Below are 20,680 nucleotides of genomic sequence, written 5' to 3'. Positions count from 1 at the left end.
GGCGAGGGTGGAGCAGGCCCCCGCCGGGCGGGCCGGCGAGGGCGGGTACATCAGTGCGGGAGGATCTTGGCGAGGAACTGCTGGGCACGTTCGGAGCGGGCGCTGACGTCGCCGAAGAACTCCTCCTTCTCGCAGTCTTCCACGATCTGCCCGCGGTCCATGAAGATCACCCGGTTGGCGACCTTGCGCGCGAAGCCCATCTCGTGGGTCACGCACATCATGGTCATGCCTTCGTGGGCCAGCTGGACCATCACGTCGAGCACTTCGTTGACCATTTCCGGGTCGAGCGCCGAGGTCGGCTCGTCGAACAGCATCACCACCGGGTCCATCGCCAGCGCGCGGGCGATCGCCACGCGCTGCTGCTGGCCGCCGGAGAGCTGGCCGGGGTGCTTGTGCGCGTGCTCCTTGAGACCGACACGCTCGAGCAGGGCCAGGCCCTTCTTGGTGGCTTCTTCCTTGCTGCGGCCGAGTACCTTGATCTGCGCGATGGTCAGGTTCTCGGTGATGCTCAGGTGGGGAAACAGCTCGAAATGCTGGAACACCATGCCGACCCGCGAGCGCAGCTTGGGCAGGTTGGTCTTCGGATCGGCGATGGAGGTGCCGTCGACGACGATGTCGCCCTTCTGGAAGGGTTCCAGTGCGTTGACGCACTTGATCAGGGTCGACTTGCCCGAGCCCGACGGCCCGCAGACCACCACCACTTCGCCTTTCGCAACCTCGGTGGAGCAGTCGGTCAGGACCTGGAAGTCGCCATACCACTTGCTGACATTCTTGATGGAAATCATACGGTTAACCTTTTCTGCAGACGTTTGACGGCGAACGAGGCGGTGAAGCTTACGACGAAGTAGACCAGGCCGGCGAAAATCAGGAACTCGTTGGCCTGGCCGATGATGTCGCCGCGCGAACGGGCCGAATTGAGGAAGTCCATCAGGCCGACGGTATAGACCAGCGAGGTGTCCTGGAACAGGATGATGCTCTGTTGCAGCAGCAGCGGGGTCATCTTGCGGAACGCCTGCGGCAGGATCACCAGGCGCATGGTCTGCCCGTAGGTCATGCCCAGTGCCTGGGCGGCGCCCATCTGGCCTTTCGGGATGGCCTGGATGCCGGCGCGGACGATCTCGCAGTAGTAGGCCGCCTCGAACATCATGAAGGCCACCAGGCAGGAGGTGAACGCCCCCACCGGGGTGTCCTCGCCGGTGATCCAGCGCAGGATGAAGGGCACCGCGAAGTAGAACCAGGTGATCACCAGCAGCAGCGGGATCGAGCGGAAGTAGTTGACGTAGAAGCCGGCGATGTTCGACAGCAACTTGCTGTGCGACAGCCGCATCAGCGCCAGCACGGTACCCAGCGCGACGCCGCCGAGGACGCCGAGGACCATCAGCTTGAGGGTCATCAGCATGCCTTCCCAGAGGCTCGGCAGGGCGGGAACGATTCCACTGAAGTCCATCATTTACCTCCTACGGAGATCAGGCCCGGTACGGCGACCTTTCTCTCCACCAGGCGCATGATCAGCATCAGGCTCATGTTCAGCGTGAAGTAGATCAGCGTGGCCAGGGTGAAGGCCTCGAACAGATTGGCGGAGAACTCGGCAGTCTGCTTGGTCTGCGCCAGCAGCTCCATCAGGCCGATCAGCGACGCCACCGAGGAGTTCTTGAAGATGTTGAGGAACTCCGAGGTCAGCGGCGGGATGATGATCCGGAAGGCCTGCGGCAGCAGCACGTGGCGGTAGATCTGCGGCAGGCGGAAGCCCATCGCGCGGGCCGCCGAGGTCTGCCCGTAGGGCAGCGCCTGGATGCCGGTGCGCACCTGCTCGCAGACCCGCGCGGCGGTGAACAGGCCGAGGCAGACGACCACGCTGAGGTAGGCCGAGGTAGTCGGGTTGAGGTCCTGCTTGAACCAGGTCTGCAGGCCCTCGGGCAGCAGGTCGGGTACCAGGAAGTACCAGATGAACAGCTGCACCAGCAGCGGCACGTTGCGGAAGATTTCCACGTAGGCGGTGGCGATCCCCGATACCAGGCGGTTCGGCACGGTGCGCATGACGCCGAGCAGCGAGCCCAGCGCCAGGGCGATGATCCAGCCGACCAGGGCGATGGCGATGGTCCAGCCCAGACCGGCGATGTACCAGTCGAGGTAGGTTTCGCTGCCGATCCCGGTGGACTTGAAGAACACGCCCCAGTCCCAGTTGTAATTCATGTTGGGGTTTCCCCTCGGTTCAATCGGTTGCAGACACTGGCGGGGAAGGCAGGCGCCGGCGCGGCCGTGCGGGCCGGCGGCGCTGCTCTTCCGGGGGAGACGGCTGGGGAGGGGCAGGCCCCTCCCGCGTCCCCGAGGCCCCGCCGCGAGGCGGGGGCGACGCGCGAAGCGCTGGCGCTCCGGGAGGAACGCCAGGCGCTCGTTACATCTGCTCGGCGGCCTTGTCGGTCGGGCTGGCGATCAGCTTCTTCAGCTCTTCGCTCATGGGGAAGTTGAGGTTCAGGCCCTTCGGCGGGATCGGCTGGGTGAACCACTTGTCGTAGATCTTGTTGACCTCGCCGGAGGCGTAGGTATCGGTGATGGCCTTGTCGACCACTTTCTTGAACGCCGCGTCGCCCTTGCGCACCATGCAGCCGTAGATCTCGAAGGACTGCGGGGTGCCGCCGACGACCCAGTCGTCCGGCTTCTTGGCCTTGGCCATTTCGCCGTAGAGCAGCGCGTCGTCCATCATGAAGGCCACCGCGCGGCCGGATTCGAGCATCATGAAGGACTCGCCGTGGTCCTTGGCGGAGATGATGTTCATGCCCATCTTCTTGTCCGCGTTCATGGCCTTGAGCAGGCGCTCGGAGGTGGTGCCGGCGGTGGTCACCACGTTCTTGCCCTTGAGGTCGTCGAAGTCCTTGATGTTGGCGGTCTTCTTCGACAGCAGGCGGGTGCCGACCTCGAAGATGCCGACGGAGAAGTCGACCTGCTTCTGGCGCTCTTCGTTGTTGGTGGTGGAGCCGCACTCGATGTCCACGGTGCCGTTCTGCACCAGCGGGATGCGGGTCTGCGAGGTGACCAGGTTATAGCGGACCTTCAGCTCGGGGAGGTTGAGTTCCTTCTTCACCGCCTCGACCACTTTCAGTTGCAGGTCGTGGGAGTAGCCGATCGGCTTGCCCGGCTCGGTGCCGAGGTAGGAGAAGGGAATCGAAGCGTCACGGTGACCGAGGGTGATGGTGCCGGTTTCCTTGATCTTCTTCAGCGTGCCGGTGAGCTCGTCAGCGACGACCGGAGCGGACAACAGAGCGGCCACGATGGCGGTGCTCAGCAGACTGGGAGCGATACGCATGAATTTCTTCCTCGACTTGTTTTGATTTTTATTGAGCCGCGAGCGCCTGGCCTCTCCGGGACAGGGTGTTTCGCGGTTTTCCCCGGCGGGGGAAGCCACGAGAGTATCGTGCTTGCCGAACAGTGTAGTGGCAGGATGCATGCCAGCTTATGAAATCCGGTTTTTTTTAGCCTAACCGTTTGAAAGTAAAAGAAATTAAATTTGGATGAAAATGCCCCGAAATGGCCTTTCGTCCGCTCTTCCGAATATTTTCGGGGCATGGCGTTCGGTTTTCCGAACGTTTCGCCGAGGTCCGTTCTTGAGCCATTCCGGGGTTTTCTGACGGTTCGTTCAGAAATTGTTCAGGCTTCGTTCAGGCCCGATTCAGGCCGGGTTCAGCAGAATTCACGCTGCGAGGCGCAAGCCGTCACGTCTTGCCTTCCTTCCCTGGCGACGGCCGCCTGGAGTCCACATGCGCTATCTCATCCTCAGCCTGCTGGCCGTGCTCGCCGCACCTGCCTGGGCTGCCGACGACGGCGACTTCTGGTACCTGCAGACCAGCGTCTACACCCGGCATTTCAACCCGGATCCTGAACACAACAATCACCAGGACCTGCTCGGCCTCGAATACAACCGCGCCGATGGCGTGCTGGCCGGCGGTGCGACCTTCCGCAACTCGTTCAGCCAGCGCTCCAACTACGCCTACCTGGGCAAGCGTTTCGACAGTGACAGCTACCCGGTCTACCTGAAGCTCACCGGCGGCCTGTTGCAGGGCTATCGCGGCGAATACCGCGACAAGATCCCGCTGAACCGCTTCGGCGTCGCGCCGGCGATCATCCCCTCGGTGGGCGTTCGCTTCGGCCCGCTGGGCAGCGAGCTGGTGCTGCTCGGCAATTCGGCGGCGATGATCAACCTCGGCCTGCGTCTCTGAGGCCAGGAACGAGCACGGAACGCTGGCTGGTCTAGGCTGTCGTCTGTTCCCCGAGCCGCGTTCCTGAGCGGTTCGTCACTCGACAGGAGACTCCCATGCAGATCGATCTGAGCGACAAACTGGCAATCGTCAGCGGTTCCACCGCCGGCATCGGCTTCGCCATCGCCAGCGGCCTCGCCGCCGCCGGCGCCACCGTGGTGGTCAACGGACGTAGCCAGGCGGCGGTGGACCGTGCGATCGCGGCGATCCGGAACGGCCAGCCGGATGCCAGGGTGCGCGGCGTCGCCGGCGACCTGGGCACGGCGGAAGGCTGCGCGGCTTTCGTTGCGGCCGAGCCGAAGGCGGACATCCTGGTCAACAACCTGGGCATCTTCGAGCTGAAGGACTTCTTCGACATCGAGGACGCCGAGTGGAGCCGCTTCTTCGAGGTCAACGTGATGTCCGGGGTGCGCCTGGCCCGCGCCTACGTCCCGGGAATGGTCGAGCGCGGTTGGGGGCGAGTGGTGTTCCTGTCTTCGGAATCGGCGTTGAACATCCCGGCGGACATGATCCACTACGGCTTCAGCAAGACCGCCAACCTCTCGGTGTCGCGCGGCCTGGCCAAGCGCCTGGCCGGCACCGGGGTGACGGTGAATGCGGTGCTGCCCGGACCGACCCTCACCGAAGGCGTCGCCGAGATGCTCCGCGAGGATGCGCAGAAAGCCGGGCAGAGCATAGAAGAGGCCGGCACCGCCTTTGTCCGGCAGCACCGTTCCAGTTCGATCATCCAGCGCCTGGCGACGCCCGAGGAAGTCGCCAACCTGGTGGTCTACACCTGCTCGACCCAGGCCTCGGCGACCACCGGCGCGGCCCTGCGGGTCGACGGCGGGGTGCTCGACAGCCTGGCCTGACGAGCGCGCAACGCCAGCGTAAAAATGCTCCTCGGCACTCGCGGCGCGGTGCCCGGCGGCCCTGGCCGGTTGCCGCGCCGGCGTCTGGCGGCGGCGCTCGTAAAGCTTGCGTAACGAGGCGCGACAGGAGGCGCCGGCAGGTCTAGAACGGCAGGTACCGTCATTCAGAGGATACCGCCACTCATGTCAGCAGCCTCGTTAGCCACCCTCGACGGGTCGCTCCGCATGACCCTCGTCGAGCAACCCCGACCGCCGGCTCTCGCCGACCTCGGCAGCCGCCTGATGATCGTCGTCGAGCGACGCGAGGACTGGGCCTCCTACCTGCCCAGCGAGGAAGTACTCACCGCCCAGGAATACCTCGAGCAATCGGCGCGCGACCACGGCGGCCGCCGCGTGCAGGTGATCAACCTGTGCCGCGGCTACAAGTACCTCGGCCTCGGCTACTACTGTTCGCTGCTGGCCGAGGCCCGTGGCCACCGGGTGATCCCGTCGCTGCGCTGCATCAGCGAACTGGCTCGCAAGTCGGTGTACGGGCTGGCCCTGGGTGGCCTCGACAAGGCCCTGGACAAGGCGCTGTGCCGTACGCCCTATGGCGCCACCGACGGCTTCACCCTGACCCTGTATTTCGGCCATACCGAGTTCGAGCCGCTGGCCGACCTCGCCCGCCAGTTGTTCGAAGCCTTTCCCTGTCCGATCCTGCTGGTGGAGTTCCGTCGCCAGCAGGGCTGGCATATCGAGGGCGTGCGCCCTGGCGTGCTGAACCGCCTGCGCAGCGACCAGGAGGACGTTTTCGCCGACGCTCTCGACGGTTTCAGCCGGCGCGCCTGGCGCATGCCGCGTTCGCGGCGGGTGGCACGCTACGACATGGCGATCCTCCACGATCCCGACGAAGCGCTGCCGCCGTCCAACCCGCAGGCGCTGGCCAACTTCGTACGGGTCGGCGCCAGCCTCGGCATCGACGTCGAACTGATCGGACGCAAGGACTACGCGCGCCTGGCCGAGTTCGACGCCCTGCTGATCCGCGAGACCACCCGGGTCGACCACCATACCTATCGCTTCGCCGAGAAGGCCGAGCGCGAAGGCCTGGTGGTGATGGACGACCCGGCATCGATCCTGCGCTGCACCAACAAGGTTTACCTGGCCGACCTGCTTGGTTGCCGGCAACTGGGCATGCCGCTCACCGAGATCCTCTACAAGGAACGCCCGCAGGACTGGCAGCGGGTGGCCCGGCGCCTGGGCTTCCCGCTGGTGCTGAAGATTCCCGATGGCTGCTTCTCCCGTGGCGTGGTCAAGGTCAACGACGACAGCGAACTGCTGGCGGCGGCGAGCGAGCTGTTCGAGCGCTCGGTCCTGTTGCTGGCCCAGGAGTTCTTCTACACCGAGTACGACTGGCGCATCGGCGTGCTCGACCGCCAACCGCTGTACGCCTGCCAGTACTTCATGTCGCGCGGCCACTGGCAGATCTACAACCACAAGGCCGACGGCCAGGACGTCAACGGCGAGTGCCGCGCCGTGCCGCTGGAGCAGGTGCCGCCGGCGGTGCTGGAGCTGGCCCTGGAGGCCGCCGGGCGGATCGGCGACGGCCTCTACGGGGTGGACCTGAAGCAGGCCGGCGACAAGGTGCTGGTCATCGAGGTCAACGACAACCCGAATATCGATGCCGGCGTCGAGGACGGCCAGCTCGGCGACGAACTCTACCGGCGCATCCTCCAGGCCTTCGTCCAGCGCCTGGAACTCAAGCACCGTGGCCAGTTGAGCAAGGCGCTGCGCTGAACGGCGCGCCTCAGTCCGGCCGGCGCGTGGCCAGGCGCAGGCCGGAGCCGCGGGCGAGGGCGGCCGGCCTGACGCAACGGACCCGGTAGCGGCCGCGCTCATCGATCTCGATGCCCTGCAACTCGGGAGCGAAACCGGGAAAGTGCTCGCCGAAGGCCTGCAAGGCCAGCAGGTAGTCGATCAGCGCCGGCGATTCCTCGGCCACCCGTTCGCCGGGCAATAGCAGCGGCGTGGCCGCCGGATGGACGCCGACCAGGCTGGCGACCACACGGCCGCCGAGCCTGTCGATCGCCACCGCTTCGGTTTCGTCCCTGACCAGGTGCCCATAGACCGTGGCCGGCGCCAGCGCGGCGTGGCCGGCAGTCCTGGCGGCGGCGTCGGCGAGGGCGGTCAGGTGCAGCCGCAGGCTGGCTTCGTGGATCATCGCGCAGAGTTCGCGCAGGCCGATGTAGCGGTACAGCGGCGAGCTGTCGAGCAACTCCGGCAACACCTGCTTCAGCGGCGCATCGTCGTCGTGCCGGCGTTTGAATTCGCACAGCCTGTCCACCAGCGGCTGCGCGTGTTCCGCCCTGGCGCCCTGGGGAAACAGCAGCAGGAAGCGATAGTCGCCGGTGCGCAACGGGGCGATGCCGTGCCGGCGCAGGTAGCGGCAGACCACCGCGGCGGGTACTCCGAAGCTGGCCGGGCGACCGCGCGAATCGAGGCCGGGGGCGCTCAGGGCGACGCGCAGCGGGTCCAGCCGAGGACTGCTGTCGAGTGTCTCGGCGAGCCCGTGCCAGCGCTTCGCCGGCGTCTCCCGGCCGGCCTCGATGCCAGGCCCCGGGTTGCCCCGCAGTATCTCGAAGAACCACGTATCGCCATCCTCCCTGGCGAGCCGCGCGGCGGCTTCCCAGAGCGCCCGGCGAAAGGCCTCGGCGATGTCGCCGGCGTGCGCCGCCGGGGCTCCCGCGGACGTCTTGCGGTAGGCCGTGGAGAGGTCGTTCAGCGGTGTCGCCAGGCGCTCCGCGGTGCTCCCCGAGCCGATCCGCCACTGCTTGGCCGGCGCCAGGTCGAGGCGTGCGCGGCCGTTGTAGCGGGCGCTCACCGGCGTGCGCGGGACCGGCGGGGCATAGTCGCGCAGCCGCCTGGGGCCCGCCGGGGCGCGCCATTCGCGCAGGTCGCTGTCGATGCGCTCGGCGATGAAGCGTGCGGGGCCGGCGGCCAGGTTGAAGCATCCCTGGACCTCGTCCAGTAGCTGGCTGGACAACTGCTCGATGCGCAGTTGACGAAACAACAGGAACAGCGGGATGGACGGCGCGACCTGGCGGAGTTCATCGAGCGCCGCCAATTGTGCGGCTTCGTTCTCGCCTGTCGGCTCCGCGACGAGCAGGAGGATGCCGGCGGGGTGCGCGGCGTTGCCGAGAAAATCCAGGGCGACCTTGCGGCTTGGCGCCTGGAAGAGCCGATAGCCGCGTATTTCCAGTTGTCGACAAAGCTCGGAAAGACGATTCGCATCATTGGCCGCGTTTATGTTGGAAGTGACGAGTATTGAATGACGCGAAGGATTGTTTCGAGACATGCTGTTGTCCTTGTCCATTCGAACCGCTCGGTTTCGCCGGCAAAAGCGTCGCCCGGCACGCCGAAGGCTCTCGCGAGGCGCGACTAGTGATTGATGATGTACTTGGCGCTGGCGAAGGTCGGCGGGATATAGAAGTTCCACTTCTTTTGCCGGGCGAGTGCCTTGAAGGCGCCGATGCAACTGCAACCGACCTTCTGGAAGATGTTGCTCTTGTGAAACTTGACGGTACTCAGGGAGCGGCTGATCTGTTCGGCTATTTCTTTTTCCGAGAGACCGGAAAGCAGCAGGTAGATCACGTCCCATTCGCGCGAGGTGAACAACTCCGAGGGGGGCGTGAAGGTGAAGGTACCGATGCCGTCGGTGGCGATGAAGCCGCGCGGGGCGACCGAGGTCAGGGTCTTGGCATGGGCGATCACCCCGGTGCGGTTGCCGCGCCGGTCATACAGCGGCATGCGCTCGAAGTACAGGCAGCAGGGCGCCGGATGGTCGTCCGGCCTGAGCAGCGCCAGGGCCTCGATGCGCTTGCCGGTCTGGATGACCAGCTTGTCGTGCTCTTCGATGCTGGCACTGAAGGGGGACAGCAGGGAGTTCTTCTGGCCGAACCGCGGGGTGATCAGTTCGGTATAGCGACGATTGACATAGACGAAGTTGAGACAGTTGTCTTTCACACTCCAGGCCTCTTCGCTCTGCTCCCAGGAAATGATCAGTTCGATGGGAATGTGCACCGACATGTGGTGAGTCATGTCCAGCAGCTTTTCGATATCCAATAGCGTCATTGGCTACTCCACTCATTTACATGTGGGCGGGTCTTTGAATGGAAGAAAGATGGCGAGGCGAGTGCGTGCCGGGATGTTCGTTGGGACCTGCGGAAGTTTCTCTGGCAAGTGCTATCTTCTTTTCGGTGGCGTTCGACTCCTGCGTCTGCGAAGTGTTACCGGAGCAACTACGCCGGGGCGCAATTCGATTTCAGGTTATATCCGCGACCTCATGCCCAGGCTGTACTTTTGATCGAGTTTTTTTGCGCTGTTCTAATAGGGGGCGGGCGCGTTGTTCGAAAAGTCGATTGACAGCTGACGGAGGTGGCCAGGGTCCTATCGAACAATTCCAGGAATTCCCTTTTTCCAATGCGCGATGCCACCGGTCCGTACTTCGCTCGCCGGGGCCGTTGCGCGGCTATGGTGGAAGTCCCGAGGCCTATCGAGGCTTTGTCATGTCGCGTGTGCTTTTCCTGCTCCTGGCCATGGTGCTCGCCGGCCTGGGCCAACCGACCCTCGCCGCGCCCCTGCCGGACGAGCTGCCGGCAGCGTTGCCCGCCGCGCCGCCGGTCGCGCCGTTGCCCATGGGCAGCGCGCCACAGCCGCAACCGGAGGCCGCCGAGCCGGACCTGCCGGGTAGCGACGCGGCCAGCGCCGACGGGGAGGCGACGACCAAGGACGGCTTGAAGATCGGCAACGGCAGTCTCCGCCTGCGCCAGGACGATCCCGGGCCGACCCGGGAAAGCCCGCTGCGCGATCCCCGCCTGAATCCCTACGCACCGCGTCAGCCCTGACCGACGGCCCGCGCCCGGTGGTCGGGCGGGTCTAGGCTTGTGCTGCGGTCGGCGGCGTTCCACGGCGAGCGCCGACCGTTCGTCCGCGCCGCGGGCTTTTTTCCCCGCCACTGTCGAAAGGCGCCCTCGCCGGGCGACTACCGAACGAACGGATCGTCGATCCGCACCAGGAGCCCACCGCCATGAAATACCTCTGCCTGATCTATTTCGACGAAGCGAAGCTGGCCGCCGTGCCGGCCGAGGAGCTTGCCGCCATCGTCGACGAGTGCATGACCTACTCCGACCAGTTGGGCAAGGCCGGCCACTACATCGCCTCGCACGCCCTGCAGTCGGTGCAGACCGCCACCACCCTGCGCCACCAGGGCGGGCGGCTGGCGATGACCGACGGGCCGTTCGCCGAGACCAAGGAGCAACTCGGCGGCTTCTACCTGATCGAGGCGCGTGACCTCAACCAGGCCCTGCAGATCGCCGCGAAGATTCCGCCGGGACGGCTCGGCTGCGTCGAGGTGCGACCGGTCAAGGAATGGGAGTGAGGGCGCCCGGCGCCGGAGGTGAAGCATGTGCCCCCTGTGCATCGCATCCCTGTCCCTGGTGTGCGCCGGCGGCGCTTCGCTGGCCGGCTTCGCCCTGGCGACCGGGCGCCGGCGCCGCTGGCGGAACGACCCCGGGCAGGCTGGAAAACCGAGAATTTCCGTGGAGAATCGGCAATGAATCCTTCTTTGCAGGACCACCCGGTGAGCAACCGGGAACAATGGCTGGACGCCCGTCGCCGCCTGCTGGCGCGGGAAAAGCAACTCACCCGCCTGCGCGACCAGGTCGCCGCCGAACGACGCGAACTGCCCTGGGTCAGGGTGGACAAGGACTACCGCTTCCAGGGCGAGCGCGGTGAGCGTTCGCTGGCCGAGTTGTTCGGCGGCAATAGCCAGCTAATCGTCTACCACTTCATGTTCGCGCCGGGCTGGAGCGAAGGCTGCGTCGGCTGTTCGTTCCTCGCCGACCACATCGACGGCGCCAACCGGCACCTGGCGCACCACGACGTCAGCCTGGTGGCGGTATCGCGCGCGCCCCTGGAAGAGTTCCAGGCGTTCCGCCGGCGCATGGGCTGGCGTTTCGACTGGTACTCCTCGTACGGCAGCGATTTCAACCGTGACTTCGGGGTGTCCTTCGACAAGGCGCAACTGGCCGCCGGCAGCGTCGACTACAACTACCAGCCGACCCCCGACGCCGGCGAGGAAATGCCGGGTGCCAGCGTGTTCCTGCGCAATCCGGCGGGCGAGGTGTTCCACACCTATTCGGCCTATGCGCGCGGCCTCGACATCCTGCTCACCACCTACAACTTCCTCGACCTGACGCCCAGGGGGCGCAACGAGGACGCGATCATGGACTGGCTGCGTCACCACGACCGCTACGACGAGGCGCCGAAAAGCGCCTGCTGCCATGCGCAGGCCAGCCATTGAGGGAGCACGGCGAGCCGTTGCGCAGCCGCATCGAGGCGCTGTACCGCGAGGAGTCGCGGCGCGTGCTGGCGACCCTTATCCGCCTGCTCGGCGATTTCGAGCTGGCCGAGGAGGCCTTGCACGACGCCTTCATCGCCGCCGTCGAGCAGTGGCCGCGCGACGGTATCCCGCGCAACCCGCGCGCCTGGCTGGTTTCCGCTGGGCGCTTCAAGGCCATCGACAACCTGCGCCGGCGAGCGCGTTTCGACGCCTCGCAGCGACTGCTCGCCGAGCAACTGGAAGAGCAGGCCGAGGCGCCGGCGGAGGAGGGCGATGCGGTGGAAGACGACCGGCTACGCCTGATCTTCACCTGCTGCCACCCGGCGCTGACCCCCGAGGCACAGGTGGCGCTGACCCTGCGCGAGGTCTGCGACCTGCGCACCGAGGAGATCGCCCGCGCCTTCCTCGCCGCGCCCAGCGCCATCGCCCAACGCATCGTGCGGGCCAAGAACAAGATCCGCGAGGCCCGGATTCCCTACCAGGTACCGACCCTGGAGGAACTCCCCGAGCGGCTGGGCAACGTCCTGCAAGTGATCTACCTGGTGTTCAACGAGGGCTACTCGGCCTCCACCGGCGCCAGCCTGACCCGCGCCGATCTCAGCGGCGAGGCGATCCGCGTCGGCCGCCTGCTGGTCGAGCTGCTGCCCGACCCCGAGGCCCTCGGCCTGCTCGCCCTGATGTTGCTGCACGACTCGCGGCGCCAGGCGCGGATCTCGGCCAGCGGCGAACTGGTGCGGCTCGACGAGCAGGACCGCGCTCTGTGGGATCGTGGACTGATCGTCGAGGGGCTCGGCCTGGTCGAGCGGGCCCTGGCCAGCCGCCGCGTCGGGCCCTACACCCTGCAGGCGGCGATCGTTGCGGTGCATGCCCAGGCGCCGCGCGCCGAGGACACCGACTGGGCACGGATCGTCGCCCTCTACGACGCGCTGCTGTACCTGGCGCCGTCGCCGGTGGTCGAACTCAACCGCGCCGTGGCCTTGGCCATGCGCGATGGCGTCGAGGTCGGGCTGGCCGTGGTCGATGCGTTGCTGGCGCGAGGTGAACTGGCCGATTACCACCTGGCGCACTCGGCGCGTGCCGACTTCTGCCGCCGTCTCGGTCGCCGCCGCGAGGCCCGCGAGGCCTACCGCGCGGCGCTGGCCCTGGCGCGCCAGGAGCCGGAGCGGCGCTTCATCGAGCAGCGCCTGCGCGAACTCGATTGAAGCCGGCTCAGGCGCCGTTGGCGCAGGCCGTACGCGCTTCGCCGCCAACGCCACGGGTGAACCACCAGAACGCCAGGGCCGCCAGGCTGATCGCCGCGCCGAGCAGGCTCACCGCGTCCCAGCCGGCCCAGGCGTACATGGCGGTGCCGGCGCTGGCGCCGAGGCCGCTGCCGGCGGCGTAGAACAGCATGTAGCAACCCACCAGGCGGCTGTGGGCGCGCGGGTCGATGGCGAAGACCAGGCTCTGGTTGAGCACATGGATCGCCTGGCCGGCGAGATCGAGCAGCAGCACGCCGAGAATCAGCGCCGCCAGCGAATGCGCGCCGAGGGCGAGCGGCAGCCAGGACAGCAGCAACAGCAGCAGGGCGCCGCCGCTGAGCGCCTGGGCGTGGCCGCGATCGGCCAGGCTGCCGGCCCGCGCCGCGCCCAGCGCGCCGAGCGCGCCGACCAGGCCGAAGGCGCCGATGGCGCTGTGCGACAGCGAATGCGGCGGCGCGCCGAGCAGCAATACCAGGCTGCTCCAGAACACCCCGAAGGCGGCGAACATCAGCAGCCCGAGCAGGCCGCGCACCTGCAGCACGCGCTGGCTCGCCAGCAGGCCGAACATCGAGCCGAGCAGTTGCCGGTAGGTCAGCCCCAGTTCGTTGCTCGGCGCCGCCGGCAGTACCCGCCAGAGCAGCAGGCCGAGCCCGCCCATGCTCGCTGCCGAGACCAGGTAGACGCTGCGCCAGCCGCCGAGGTCGGCGAGCAGCCCGGCCAGGCTGCGCGCCAGCAGCAGGCCGATCACCACGCCGCCCTGCGCCGCGCCGACCACCCGCCCGCGCTCGCCAGGCGCCGCCAGCGCCGCGGCGTAGGCCAGCAGTCCCTGGGTCATGGCGGTGCCGAGCAGGCCCAGTCCGAGCAGCCCCAGCGCCAGGCCGAGGGTATCGCCGGCGAAGCCCACCAGCAGCAGCGACAGCACCAGCAGCAGGAGCTGGACGAACATCAGCCGGCGCCGCTCCAGCAGGTCGCCCAGCGGCACCACCAGCAGCAGCGCCAGGGCGCAACCGGCCTGGGTCGCGCCGAACAGCAGGCCGACCCCGGCCTGGCCGATGGCGAACTCGGCACCGAGAACGTCCAGCAGCGGCTGGGCGTAATAGACGTTGGCCACGCTGAGACCGCAGGCGACGGCGAACAGCAGCACCAGCGCGGAGGGGAGGGAGGATGGCGAGGATGGCATGCGAAGCGCTCCGTAAGGTTTCAATATGAAACTAAAGCGGAGGCTAGGAATTTTGGTTTTAAAATGCAACCTAAATTATCGCAGCAGTGCGTCTATCGATCGCGACTCGCGCACAGTGGAACGCGGGCCCGCCGCCGATTCACCTGGCGGCGGGCCCGCGTAGCGGACGCTACCGGTCCTGCTCGCAGTTGACCATCCAGGCCACGCCGAAGCGGTCGGTGAACATGCCGAAGCTCGCCGCCCAGAAGGTCGGGCCCAGCGGCATCTGGACCGAGCCGCCCTCGGCGAGGGCGTTGAACAGGCGCTCGGCCTCGGCCTTGCTGTCGACGTTAAGGCTGATGGAACAGCCCTTGATGCCTTCGTAGGGATAGGCCGGGTGATTGTCCGAGGCCATCAGGGCGAAGCTGCCGACCACCAGCCGTGCGTGCATGATCTTGTCCTTCCAGTCGGCCGGGATGTCGCCGCACTCGGGGCTGTCGCCGAACGGCAGCATGGCCTCCAGCGTGCCGCCCAGGTGCTGGTGGTAGCAGCTGAAGGCCTCCCGGCAATTACCGTTGAAGATCAGGTAGGGGACGATTTGCATGGCGCTTTCCTCGTTCTTGGCGGAGTGCGGGGCGGTTCAGTTGCGTTTTTCCAGCTCGGCGCGCAGACGCTCCTCGCGCTCGCGCAGTTCCGGGGTGAACTCCTCGCCGAAGTCCTCGGCCTCGAAGACCTGGCGGATCTCGATCTCGGATTCGCCGTCGAATGGGTTCGGGCATCGCTTGACCCACTCGATGGCCTCTTCCAGGGAGGCCACCTGGAACATCCAGAAACCGGCGATCAGCTCGCGGGTCTCGGCGAAGGGGCCGTCGATCACCGTCCGCGCGTTGCCGGAGAAACGCACCCGGGCGCCCTTGGCGCTGGGCTGTAGCCCTTCGCCGGCGAGCATCACCCCGGCCTTGACCAGTTCCTCGTTGTAGCGGCCCATCGCCGCGAGCAGTTCCTCGCTGGGCATCTCGCCGGCTTCGGAAGCCTGGGTGGCCTTGACGATCACCATGAATCTCATCTGCGTTCTCCTTGTTGTTCTGCGCAATGACGGCCCGTTCTGGCCCGCCTCCCGAACTGGTCGAACGGCGGGCCGGCGGATCGACAGGCGACGGCGGTTTTTTCGCTGGCCGGGGCAGTATAGGAGGCCCGCGCCGAGCGGCCGGGATGGCCGACGAGCGTCGCTGCGGAGTGTGCCGACCGCTGGGCGGGCCGCGCCAGCCGTGGCCTGCAGGGCTTCTACACTGTTCCAGCAGAACCATTTCCGCGAGCCTCGGCATGCCCCGTATCGTCTTCGCCCCGGCCATCCAGCGGCATGTCGCCATGCCCGCGCTGGACGTCGGCGCCGCCACCGTCGCCGCCGCCTTGCAGGCGGCCTTCGCCCGCGAGCCGCGCTTGCGCGGCTACCTGCTCGACGACCAGGGCAGTCTGCGCCGGCATGTGGCGCTGTTCGTCGATGGCGTGCAGGTCCGCGATCGCCGGGGATTGGGCGATCCGCTCCAAGACGATAGCGAGATCTACGTGGTGCAGGCGCTGAGCGGCGGTTGACCAACAGAGGAGGACATCCGGTGAGCGAGCGACTCTATGTCGGCACCCGCAAGGGCCTGTTCGAGCTGCGGCGCAACGCGGCGGGCCAGTGGCTGCCGATGGCCAGCCACTTCCTCGGCGAGCCGCTGAGCATGCTCCTCGCCGACCCGCGCGACGGCGCGCTCTACGCGGCGCTGAACCTCGGCCATTTCGGCGTCAAGCTGTGGCGTCGCGACGCCGGCGCGACGGACTGGATGGAATGCGCGGTGCCGGTCTATCCGCCGCAGCCGCCAGCGGCCGAACCGCTGGAAGGCCAGGCGGCGGAGCCACCCTGGTCGCTACAGCAGTTGTGGATCCTCGAGCCAGGTGGCGCCGACCGGCCCGGCACGCTGTGGGCCGGGACCATCCCCGGCGGCCTGTTCCGCTCCGACGACCGTGGCGCCAGCTGGCGCCTCAACCGCGAACTCTGGGAACGACCCGAGCGCGCCCAATGGTTCGGCGGCGGCTACGACCATCCCGGCATCCATTCCATCTGCGTCGACCCACGCGACAGTCGCCACCTCACCGTCGCGGTGTCTTGCGGCGGCGTCTGGCAGAGCCACGACGACGGCCGCAGCTGGACCTGCACCACCAGAGGCATGCGCGCCGACTACATGCCGCCGGAGCAGAGCGAGGAGGCGGCGATCCAGGACCCGCACCGCCTGGTGCAGTGCCAGGCGCGCCCGGAGTTCCTCTGGGTGCAGCACCACAACGGCATCTTCCGTTCCCGCGACGGCGGCCTGCATTGGCAGGGCGTGGTCGCCGAGCCGTCCAGCTTCGGCTTCGCCGTCGCCGTGCATCCGCGGCAGCCGGACACGGCCTGGTTCGTCCCGGCGACCAAGGACGAATGCCGCATTCCCAGGGACGCCCGTTTCGTGGTCACCCGCACCCGCGACGGTGGCCACAGCTTCGAGACCCTCGAGCGCGGCCTGCCCGATGGCCCGGCCTACGACCTGGTCTACCGCCACGGCCTGGACATCGACCCCAGCGGCGAGCGCCTGGCCATGGGCTCGACCACCGGCGGCCTGTGGCTCAGCGAGAACGGCGGGGAGGACTGGCAGCAGCTCTCCGCCAACCTGCCGCCGATCTACTGCGTGCGCTTCGCCTGAGCGCGCGGCGCTGGACAGCCTCGGCGCGCTTGCATAAGTTCGTGGGTTTTCGCCAAGGAGCCCACCCCATGAGCCTCGAATCCGTCCGGCGGTTCTTCGCCGAGAAAGCCCCGGACCTGCGCATCATCGAGCTGGAAACCAGCACCGCCACCGTCGCCCTGGCCGCCGAGGCCCATGGCGTGGAGCCGGGGCGGATCGCCAAGACCCTGTCGCTGCGGGTCGGCGAGCGCACCGTACTGGTAGTGGCGCGCGGCGACGCGCGGCTGGACAACCGCAAGATCAAGGCCGCCTTCGGCGGCAAGGCGAAGATGCTCGGCGCCGAGGACGTGGTCGAGCTGACCGGGCACCCGGTCGGCGGAGTCTGCCCGTTCGGCCTGGCGACGCCGCTGGCGGTGTACTGCGACGTCTCGCTGCAAGCCTTCGACGAAGTGCTGCCGGCCGCCGGGGCGGTGCACAGCGCGGTCCGCATCGCCCCGCAACGGATGGCCGAGCTGGTGGATGCGCAGTGGGTCGATGTGTGCCAGGAAGTCCTCCAGGAAGCCTGACGGCAACTGCCGGGCTCAGGCCAGATTGAGCTGCCAGGACACCCCGAAGCGGTCGGCCAGCCAGGCGAAACGCTGGCTGAAGCCGTAGTCGCCGAGCGGCATCAGGGCCTTGCCGCCGTCGCTCAGGGCCTCGGCCAGGCGCTCGATCTGCGCGTTGCTCTCGCAGTCGACGAAGAAGGAGAACGCCGGGGTGAAATCGAAGGCGTGCCGCACATGGCTGTCGATGCAATGCACGCTCTGGTCGCCGAGGCGGAACAGCGCCTTCAGCACCGAGCCCTCCGGGCCCGGCCCCTCGGCGCCGTAGCGCTGGATCTGGAGGATCTCGGCGTCGTCGAACAGCGACAGGTAGAAGTTCATGGCCGCCTCGGCCTGGACCCCCTGGAACATCAGGAAGGGTCGTACGCGTGCGCTCATCGCGGTCTCCTCTGGAAGGCTGGCTCGAGGCTAGAGCCTAGCTCACCACGTTGCGGGTGAAACGCACCACCTCGTCGCCGTCGTTGACGTAGGCGTACGGCTGGTCGCTGGCGAAGGCATGGAAGTCGCCGGCCTCGATGCGCCGTTCGCCGTCGGCCAGTTCCAGGCGCAGGCGACCTTCGATGACCAGAACCATCTCCCGCCAGCCGGCGGCGTCGGGTTCCGATACGTAGCGCTCGCCCGGTCCCAGCGACCAGGCCCAGAGTTCCACCTCGCGCCGCGCCGGTGCGCTGGCGAGGAGGGTGGCGCGGCTCTCGGGGTGGTGGCCGACCCAGGCCACCGCATTGATCCGCGAGCGGTCGGTGGCCGGTGCCTGGACCAGGTCGGGGAACAGCACGCCGAGGGCGGCGGCGATACGGTCGAGGGTCGACAGGCTGACATTGACGTCGCCGCTCTCGATGCCCACCAGCATCCGCCGGCTGACACTGGCCGCGCGGGCCAGCGCTTCCTGGCTGAGGCCGGCTTGCAGGCGCAGGCGGCGGACGTTGCCGGAGACATGTTCGAGGACGCTGGGGCGTTCGGTAGGGTTGGGCAATATATTGCTCACTGTCGCGGTTTTGCGCATTATAGTGCACATCCCGTTTCCCGCAGTCCATCGGGCTGCTTCCCACTGCCGGACCTCTTCCATGACCTCCACCTCCCGCGGCCTCGCCGGAACGCTGTTGCCGGTCGGCCTGCTATTGATCGCCATGGCCTCGATCCAGAGCGGCGCCTCCCTGGCGAAAAGCATGTTCCCCCTGGTCGGCGCCCAGGGGACCACGGCCCTAAGGCTGTTCTTCGCCGCGCTGATCCTGCTGCTGCTCCTGCGTCCCTGGCGCAAGCGCCTGAGCCTGCAATCGCTGCGCTCGGTGGTGGTCTACGGCATCGCCCTGGGCGGCATGAACCTGCTGTTCTATCTCTCGGTGCGCACCGTGCCGCTGGGCATCGCGGTGGCCCTGGAGTTCACCGGGCCGCTGCTGGTGGCGATCCTCTCCTCGCGGCGCCTGCTGGACTTCCTCTGGATCGGCCTGGCGGTGTTCGGCATCTGGCTGTTGCTGCCGCTGGGCAACAGCGCCGAGCCGCTCGACCTGGTCGGCGCCGCCTATGCCCTCGGTGCCGGCGTGTGCTGGGCGCTGTACATCCTCTTCGGCCAGCGCGCCGGCGCCGACCATGGCGCCCAGGGCGCCGCGCTGGGGGTGCTGGTGGCGGCGATCCTGGTTGTGCCGATCGGCGTCGCCCACGCCGGCGCCGACCTCCTCGACCCGGCGCTGATCCCGTTGGCGCTGGGCGTCGCGGTGCTCTCCACGGCCTTGCCCTACACCCTGGAAATGGTCGCGCTGACCCGCCTGCCGGCGCGCACCTTCGGCACCCTGATGAGCATCGAGCCGGCCTTCGGCGCGCTCTCCGGGCTGCTGTTCCTCGGCGAGCGGCTGAGCCCGACCCAATGGCTGGCCATCGGCGCGATCATCCTCGCCTCGGTCGGCACTACCCTCAGCGTCAAGTCGCGTGGCGCCGCCCCGGCGCTACCGGCCAAGGACTGAGGCGGCCTCCGCGTCCTCCCGCTGCAGGCGCTCGTGCTGGCGGATGAAGCGCCGCGCGCTGCGCGCCAGGCGGATGCAGAGCATGATCGCCGCGCCGGTCAGGCCCACCACCAGGCCTTGCCACAGGCCGCGCGGTCCGGTGGGTTCCTGGAACCAGTCGGTGAGGCCGAGGCTGTAGCCCACCGGCAGGCCGATGCCCCAGTAGGCGAACAGGGTCATGATCATCGTCACCCGGGTGTCCTGGTAGCCGCGCAGGGCCCCGGCGGCGGTGACCTGCAGGGCGTCGGAGAACTGGAACAGCGCGGAGAACACGATCAGCGAGGCGGCGATGGCGATCACCGCCGGGTCCGGCGAATACATCGCGGCGATCTGCTCGCGCAGCAACAACATCAGGCTCGCCGAGACGCAGGCGTAGCCCAGCGCCGCGGCCATCCCCACGCCGGCGGCGAAGCGCGCGTCGCGCGGCAGGCCGGCGCCGAGGTTGTGGCCGACCCGCACGGTCACCGCCATCCCCAGCGAATAGGGAATCATGAACACCAGCGCGCTGAAGTTCAGGGCGATCTGGTGGCCGGCCACCACGTTCTCGTCGAGCCCGCCGATCAGCAGGGCGATCACCGAGAAGATGCTCGACTCGGCGAACACCGCGATGCCGATCGGCAGGCCGACCGCCACCAGCGGGCCGATGGTCGCGCGATCCGGCCACTCCCAGCGCGAGAACAACTGGCTGGCGCGGTAGATCGAGGCCTTGTTCACCCAGAACAGCATGCCGAGGAACATGAACCACATCACCGAGCCGGTGGCCCAGCCGCAGCCGGGGCCACCCATCTTCGGCATGCCGAAGTGGCCGTAGATCAGCGCGTAGTTGATCGGGATGTTCAGCAGCAGCCCGCCGATCCCCAGCACCATGCTCGGCCGGGTCCGTCCCAGGCCGTTGGTGTAGCAGCGCAGTACGTGGTACAGCGCCGCCGCCGGGAAGCCCAGGGCGATGCCCTTGAGGTACAGCAGGCTCGGCCCGATCAGTTCCGGGCGCACTTTCATCAAGCCGAGGATCGGCTCCGACAACCACCACAGCACCGCCCCCGACAGCGGTCCGATCAGCAGCGCCAGCCACAGCGCCTGGCGCACCAGCGGCCCGGTGCCGGGCTGGTCGCCGGCGCCATGGCGCTGGGCGACCTTGGCCGTGGTGGCGAGCAGGGTGCCGGTCATCAGCAGGAACATCGGGATCCAGATCGAGTTGCCCAGCGCCACCGCTGCCAGGTCGTGCGGACTGGCGCGCCCGGCCATCACCGCATCGACGAAGCCCATGGCGGTGGTCGCCAGTTGCGCGATCATGATCGGCGCGGCGAGGGTCAGCAGTTCCTTGAGTTCGGCGCGGATGCGCAAGCCACGGGAAAGGGGCAGGGCGGGGCTGTTCACGGCAGTCCTTGTCTGGGCAGGGGAACCGCGTAGTTTACGGGTTGACGGGGTGGTCAGGAAGGGTCAGCAGGGTCGTGCCGGTTGCCCAGCCCCCCACCGCGCTACGCGCAGACAAACGACCCCGC

Annotated in this window: 23 protein-coding genes; 11 read left to right on the top strand and 12 right to left on the bottom strand. The window is 67.7% G+C overall.

Translation table 11 applies throughout. The annotated features are described in order from the left end of the window. Positions 1–50: 50 nt before the first annotated feature. The 4 genes from LJF27_RS07630 to LJF27_RS07615 form a co-directional block, all read right to left on the bottom strand. Positions 51–785 (bottom strand): amino acid ABC transporter ATP-binding protein, encoded by a 735-nt coding sequence (locus LJF27_RS07630; RefSeq protein WP_003082761.1) that lies wholly within the window; start codon positions 783–785, stop codon positions 51–53. Then, positions 782–1,450 (bottom strand): amino acid ABC transporter permease, encoded by a 669-nt coding sequence (locus LJF27_RS07625; RefSeq protein ID WP_003082765.1) that lies wholly within the window; start codon positions 1,448–1,450, stop codon positions 782–784. The genes LJF27_RS07630 and LJF27_RS07625 overlap by 4 nt, the downstream gene beginning before the upstream one ends. Beyond that, entirely contained in the window at positions 1,447–2,193 is a 747-nt protein-coding gene (locus LJF27_RS07620; RefSeq protein WP_003082767.1) for an amino acid ABC transporter permease, read from the bottom strand. The genes LJF27_RS07625 and LJF27_RS07620 overlap by 4 nt, the downstream gene beginning before the upstream one ends. A gap of 202 nt (positions 2,194–2,395) precedes the next feature. Beyond that, a complete protein-coding gene (locus LJF27_RS07615; protein ID WP_003082770.1) occupies positions 2,396–3,304 on the bottom strand; it encodes a glutamate/aspartate ABC transporter substrate-binding protein in 909 nt (302 codons plus the stop codon). A gap of 451 nt (positions 3,305–3,755) precedes the next feature. Here LJF27_RS07615 and pagP point away from each other — a divergent pair, with 451 nt between their 5' ends. From pagP to LJF27_RS07600, 3 genes are all read left to right on the top strand, one after another. Continuing rightward, positions 3,756–4,214 carry a palmitoyltransferase PagP gene (gene pagP, locus LJF27_RS07610; protein ID WP_003082771.1) on the top strand — a complete coding sequence of 153 codons (459 nt, stop codon included), beginning with the start codon at positions 3,756–3,758 and terminating at the stop codon, positions 4,212–4,214. A gap of 95 nt (positions 4,215–4,309) precedes the next feature. Then, positions 4,310–5,104, top strand: a complete 795-nt coding sequence (locus tag LJF27_RS07605) for an SDR family NAD(P)-dependent oxidoreductase (protein ID WP_003082773.1) — start codon at positions 4,310–4,312, stop codon at positions 5,102–5,104. A 183-nt stretch (positions 5,105–5,287) separates the two neighbouring features. Further along, on the top strand, positions 5,288–6,877 hold the full coding sequence (locus tag LJF27_RS07600; protein WP_023087633.1) for a RimK family protein: 1,590 nt from the start codon (positions 5,288–5,290) through the stop codon (positions 6,875–6,877). Between the two features lie 10 nt (positions 6,878–6,887). Here the strand turns inward: LJF27_RS07600 and LJF27_RS07595 are convergent, their stop codons facing one another. Further along, a complete protein-coding gene (locus LJF27_RS07595) occupies positions 6,888–8,453 on the bottom strand; it encodes an aminotransferase class I/II-fold pyridoxal phosphate-dependent enzyme (protein ID WP_017002034.1) in 1,566 nt (521 codons plus the stop codon). Between the two features lie 65 nt (positions 8,454–8,518). Beyond that, complete coding sequence (locus LJF27_RS07590; protein WP_003082787.1) at positions 8,519–9,211, bottom strand: helix-turn-helix transcriptional regulator; 693 nt, start codon at positions 9,209–9,211, stop codon at positions 8,519–8,521. A 434-nt stretch (positions 9,212–9,645) separates the two neighbouring features. Here LJF27_RS07590 and LJF27_RS07585 point away from each other — a divergent pair, with 434 nt between their 5' ends. The 4 genes from LJF27_RS07585 to LJF27_RS07570 all read left to right on the top strand — a co-directional run bounded on the left by LJF27_RS07585 (position 9,646) and on the right by LJF27_RS07570 (position 12,682). Further along, on the top strand, positions 9,646–9,984 hold the full coding sequence (locus tag LJF27_RS07585; RefSeq protein ID WP_003112384.1) for a hypothetical protein: 339 nt from the start codon (positions 9,646–9,648) through the stop codon (positions 9,982–9,984). A 182-nt stretch (positions 9,985–10,166) separates the two neighbouring features. Next, positions 10,167–10,517 carry a YciI family protein gene (locus LJF27_RS07580; RefSeq protein ID WP_003082795.1) on the top strand — a complete coding sequence of 117 codons (351 nt, stop codon included), beginning with the start codon at positions 10,167–10,169 and terminating at the stop codon, positions 10,515–10,517. A 174-nt stretch (positions 10,518–10,691) separates the two neighbouring features. Then, positions 10,692–11,441: a DUF899 domain-containing protein gene (locus LJF27_RS07575; protein WP_003159886.1), complete on the top strand. Its 750-nt coding sequence runs from the start codon at positions 10,692–10,694 to the stop codon at positions 11,439–11,441. Between the two features lie 17 nt (positions 11,442–11,458). Further along, positions 11,459–12,682 carry an RNA polymerase sigma factor gene (locus LJF27_RS07570; RefSeq protein ID WP_003082803.1) on the top strand — a complete coding sequence of 408 codons (1,224 nt, stop codon included), beginning with the start codon at positions 11,459–11,461 and terminating at the stop codon, positions 12,680–12,682. 7 nt (positions 12,683–12,689) lie between these two features. On the opposite strand, the gene LJF27_RS07565 is transcribed toward LJF27_RS07570, so the two are convergent. The 3 genes from LJF27_RS07565 to LJF27_RS07555 all read right to left on the bottom strand — a co-directional run bounded on the left by LJF27_RS07565 (position 12,690) and on the right by LJF27_RS07555 (position 14,946). Beyond that, positions 12,690–13,901, bottom strand: coding sequence for an MFS transporter (locus tag LJF27_RS07565; RefSeq protein WP_016253673.1), 1,212 nt, complete (start codon positions 13,899–13,901; stop codon positions 12,690–12,692). Between the two features lie 169 nt (positions 13,902–14,070). Beyond that, complete coding sequence (locus tag LJF27_RS07560; RefSeq protein WP_003082839.1) at positions 14,071–14,484, bottom strand: VOC family protein; 414 nt, start codon at positions 14,482–14,484, stop codon at positions 14,071–14,073. Positions 14,485–14,520: 36 nt separating this feature from the next. Next, the gene (locus LJF27_RS07555) at positions 14,521–14,946 is read right to left on the bottom strand and encodes a YciI family protein (RefSeq protein ID WP_003086910.1); all 426 of its coding nucleotides are present in this window, start codon (positions 14,944–14,946) and stop codon (positions 14,521–14,523) included. 257 nt (positions 14,947–15,203) lie between these two features. Between LJF27_RS07555 and LJF27_RS07550 the strand changes: the two genes are divergently transcribed. The 3 genes from LJF27_RS07550 (at position 15,204) to LJF27_RS07540 (ending at position 17,145) form a co-directional block, all read left to right on the top strand. Continuing rightward, positions 15,204–15,473 (top strand): MoaD/ThiS family protein, encoded by a 270-nt coding sequence (locus tag LJF27_RS07550; RefSeq protein WP_003086912.1) that lies wholly within the window; start codon positions 15,204–15,206, stop codon positions 15,471–15,473. 20 nt (positions 15,474–15,493) lie between these two features. Continuing rightward, positions 15,494–16,600: a WD40/YVTN/BNR-like repeat-containing protein gene (locus tag LJF27_RS07545; protein WP_003120473.1), complete on the top strand. Its 1,107-nt coding sequence runs from the start codon at positions 15,494–15,496 to the stop codon at positions 16,598–16,600. Between the two features lie 68 nt (positions 16,601–16,668). Then, on the top strand, positions 16,669–17,145 hold the full coding sequence (locus tag LJF27_RS07540) for a YbaK/EbsC family protein (protein WP_003086914.1): 477 nt from the start codon (positions 16,669–16,671) through the stop codon (positions 17,143–17,145). A 15-nt stretch (positions 17,146–17,160) separates the two neighbouring features. On the opposite strand, the gene LJF27_RS07535 is transcribed toward LJF27_RS07540, so the two are convergent. After that, on the bottom strand, positions 17,161–17,559 hold the full coding sequence (locus tag LJF27_RS07535) for a VOC family protein (RefSeq protein ID WP_003106807.1): 399 nt from the start codon (positions 17,557–17,559) through the stop codon (positions 17,161–17,163). Positions 17,560–17,596: 37 nt separating this feature from the next. Then, on the bottom strand, positions 17,597–18,247 hold the full coding sequence (locus LJF27_RS07530) for a helix-turn-helix domain-containing protein (RefSeq protein WP_003082844.1): 651 nt from the start codon (positions 18,245–18,247) through the stop codon (positions 17,597–17,599). Here LJF27_RS07530 and rhtA point away from each other — a divergent pair. Next, positions 18,246–19,139 (top strand): threonine/homoserine exporter RhtA, encoded by an 894-nt coding sequence (gene rhtA, locus LJF27_RS07525; protein ID WP_003086919.1) that lies wholly within the window; start codon positions 18,246–18,248, stop codon positions 19,137–19,139. The genes LJF27_RS07530 and rhtA overlap by 2 nt on opposite strands. Here rhtA and pmpM read toward each other — a convergent pair. Then, positions 19,122–20,555, bottom strand: a complete 1,434-nt coding sequence (gene pmpM, locus LJF27_RS07520) for a proton-coupled multidrug efflux MATE transporter PmpM (protein WP_003112388.1) — start codon at positions 20,553–20,555, stop codon at positions 19,122–19,124. The genes rhtA and pmpM overlap by 18 nt on opposite strands. Positions 20,556–20,680: the final 125 nt, after the last annotated feature.

It is taken from the genome of Pseudomonas sp. 203-8 (assembly GCF_020708595.1).
GTDB lineage: Bacteria > Pseudomonadota > Gammaproteobacteria > Pseudomonadales > Pseudomonadaceae > Pseudomonas > Pseudomonas aeruginosa.
Note: the sequence above shows the minus strand (reverse complement) of the source record. Positions and strands in the feature narration are given on the sequence as shown.

Bases quoted from the DNA above. Each gene is read 5' to 3' on its own strand.
- LJF27_RS07585 (WP_003112384.1), top strand. From the start codon at position 9,646: ATGTCGCGTGTGCTTTTCCTGCTCCTGGCCATGGTGCTCGCCGGCCTG.
- LJF27_RS07555 (WP_003086910.1), bottom strand. From the start codon at position 14,946: ATGAGATTCATGGTGATCGTCAAGGCCACCCAGGCTTCCGAAGCCGGC.
- rhtA (WP_003086919.1), top strand. From the start codon at position 18,246: ATGACCTCCACCTCCCGCGGCCTCGCCGGAACGCTGTTGCCGGTCGGC.
- LJF27_RS07575 (WP_003159886.1), top strand. From the start codon at position 10,692: ATGAATCCTTCTTTGCAGGACCACCCGGTGAGCAACCGGGAACAATGG.
- LJF27_RS07550 (WP_003086912.1), top strand. From the start codon at position 15,204: ATGCCCCGTATCGTCTTCGCCCCGGCCATCCAGCGGCATGTCGCCATG.
- LJF27_RS07620 (WP_003082767.1), bottom strand. From the start codon at position 2,193: ATGAATTACAACTGGGACTGGGGCGTGTTCTTCAAGTCCACCGGGATC.
- LJF27_RS07560 (WP_003082839.1), bottom strand. From the start codon at position 14,484: ATGCAAATCGTCCCCTACCTGATCTTCAACGGTAATTGCCGGGAGGCC.
- LJF27_RS07540 (WP_003086914.1), top strand. From the start codon at position 16,669: ATGAGCCTCGAATCCGTCCGGCGGTTCTTCGCCGAGAAAGCCCCGGAC.
- LJF27_RS07595 (WP_017002034.1), bottom strand. From the start codon at position 8,453: ATGGACAAGGACAACAGCATGTCTCGAAACAATCCTTCGCGTCATTCA.
- LJF27_RS07630 (WP_003082761.1), bottom strand. From the start codon at position 785: ATGATTTCCATCAAGAATGTCAGCAAGTGGTATGGCGACTTCCAGGTC.
- LJF27_RS07600 (WP_023087633.1), top strand. From the start codon at position 5,288: ATGTCAGCAGCCTCGTTAGCCACCCTCGACGGGTCGCTCCGCATGACC.
- LJF27_RS07625 (WP_003082765.1), bottom strand. From the start codon at position 1,450: ATGATGGACTTCAGTGGAATCGTTCCCGCCCTGCCGAGCCTCTGGGAA.
- LJF27_RS07615 (WP_003082770.1), bottom strand. From the start codon at position 3,304: ATGCGTATCGCTCCCAGTCTGCTGAGCACCGCCATCGTGGCCGCTCTG.
- LJF27_RS07535 (WP_003106807.1), bottom strand. From the start codon at position 17,559: ATGAGCGCACGCGTACGACCCTTCCTGATGTTCCAGGGGGTCCAGGCC.
- LJF27_RS07530 (WP_003082844.1), bottom strand. From the start codon at position 18,247: ATGGAAGAGGTCCGGCAGTGGGAAGCAGCCCGATGGACTGCGGGAAAC.
- pagP (WP_003082771.1), top strand. From the start codon at position 3,756: ATGCGCTATCTCATCCTCAGCCTGCTGGCCGTGCTCGCCGCACCTGCC.
- LJF27_RS07580 (WP_003082795.1), top strand. From the start codon at position 10,167: ATGAAATACCTCTGCCTGATCTATTTCGACGAAGCGAAGCTGGCCGCC.
- LJF27_RS07605 (WP_003082773.1), top strand. From the start codon at position 4,310: ATGCAGATCGATCTGAGCGACAAACTGGCAATCGTCAGCGGTTCCACC.
- LJF27_RS07590 (WP_003082787.1), bottom strand. From the start codon at position 9,211: ATGACGCTATTGGATATCGAAAAGCTGCTGGACATGACTCACCACATG.
- LJF27_RS07565 (WP_016253673.1), bottom strand. From the start codon at position 13,901: ATGCCATCCTCGCCATCCTCCCTCCCCTCCGCGCTGGTGCTGCTGTTC.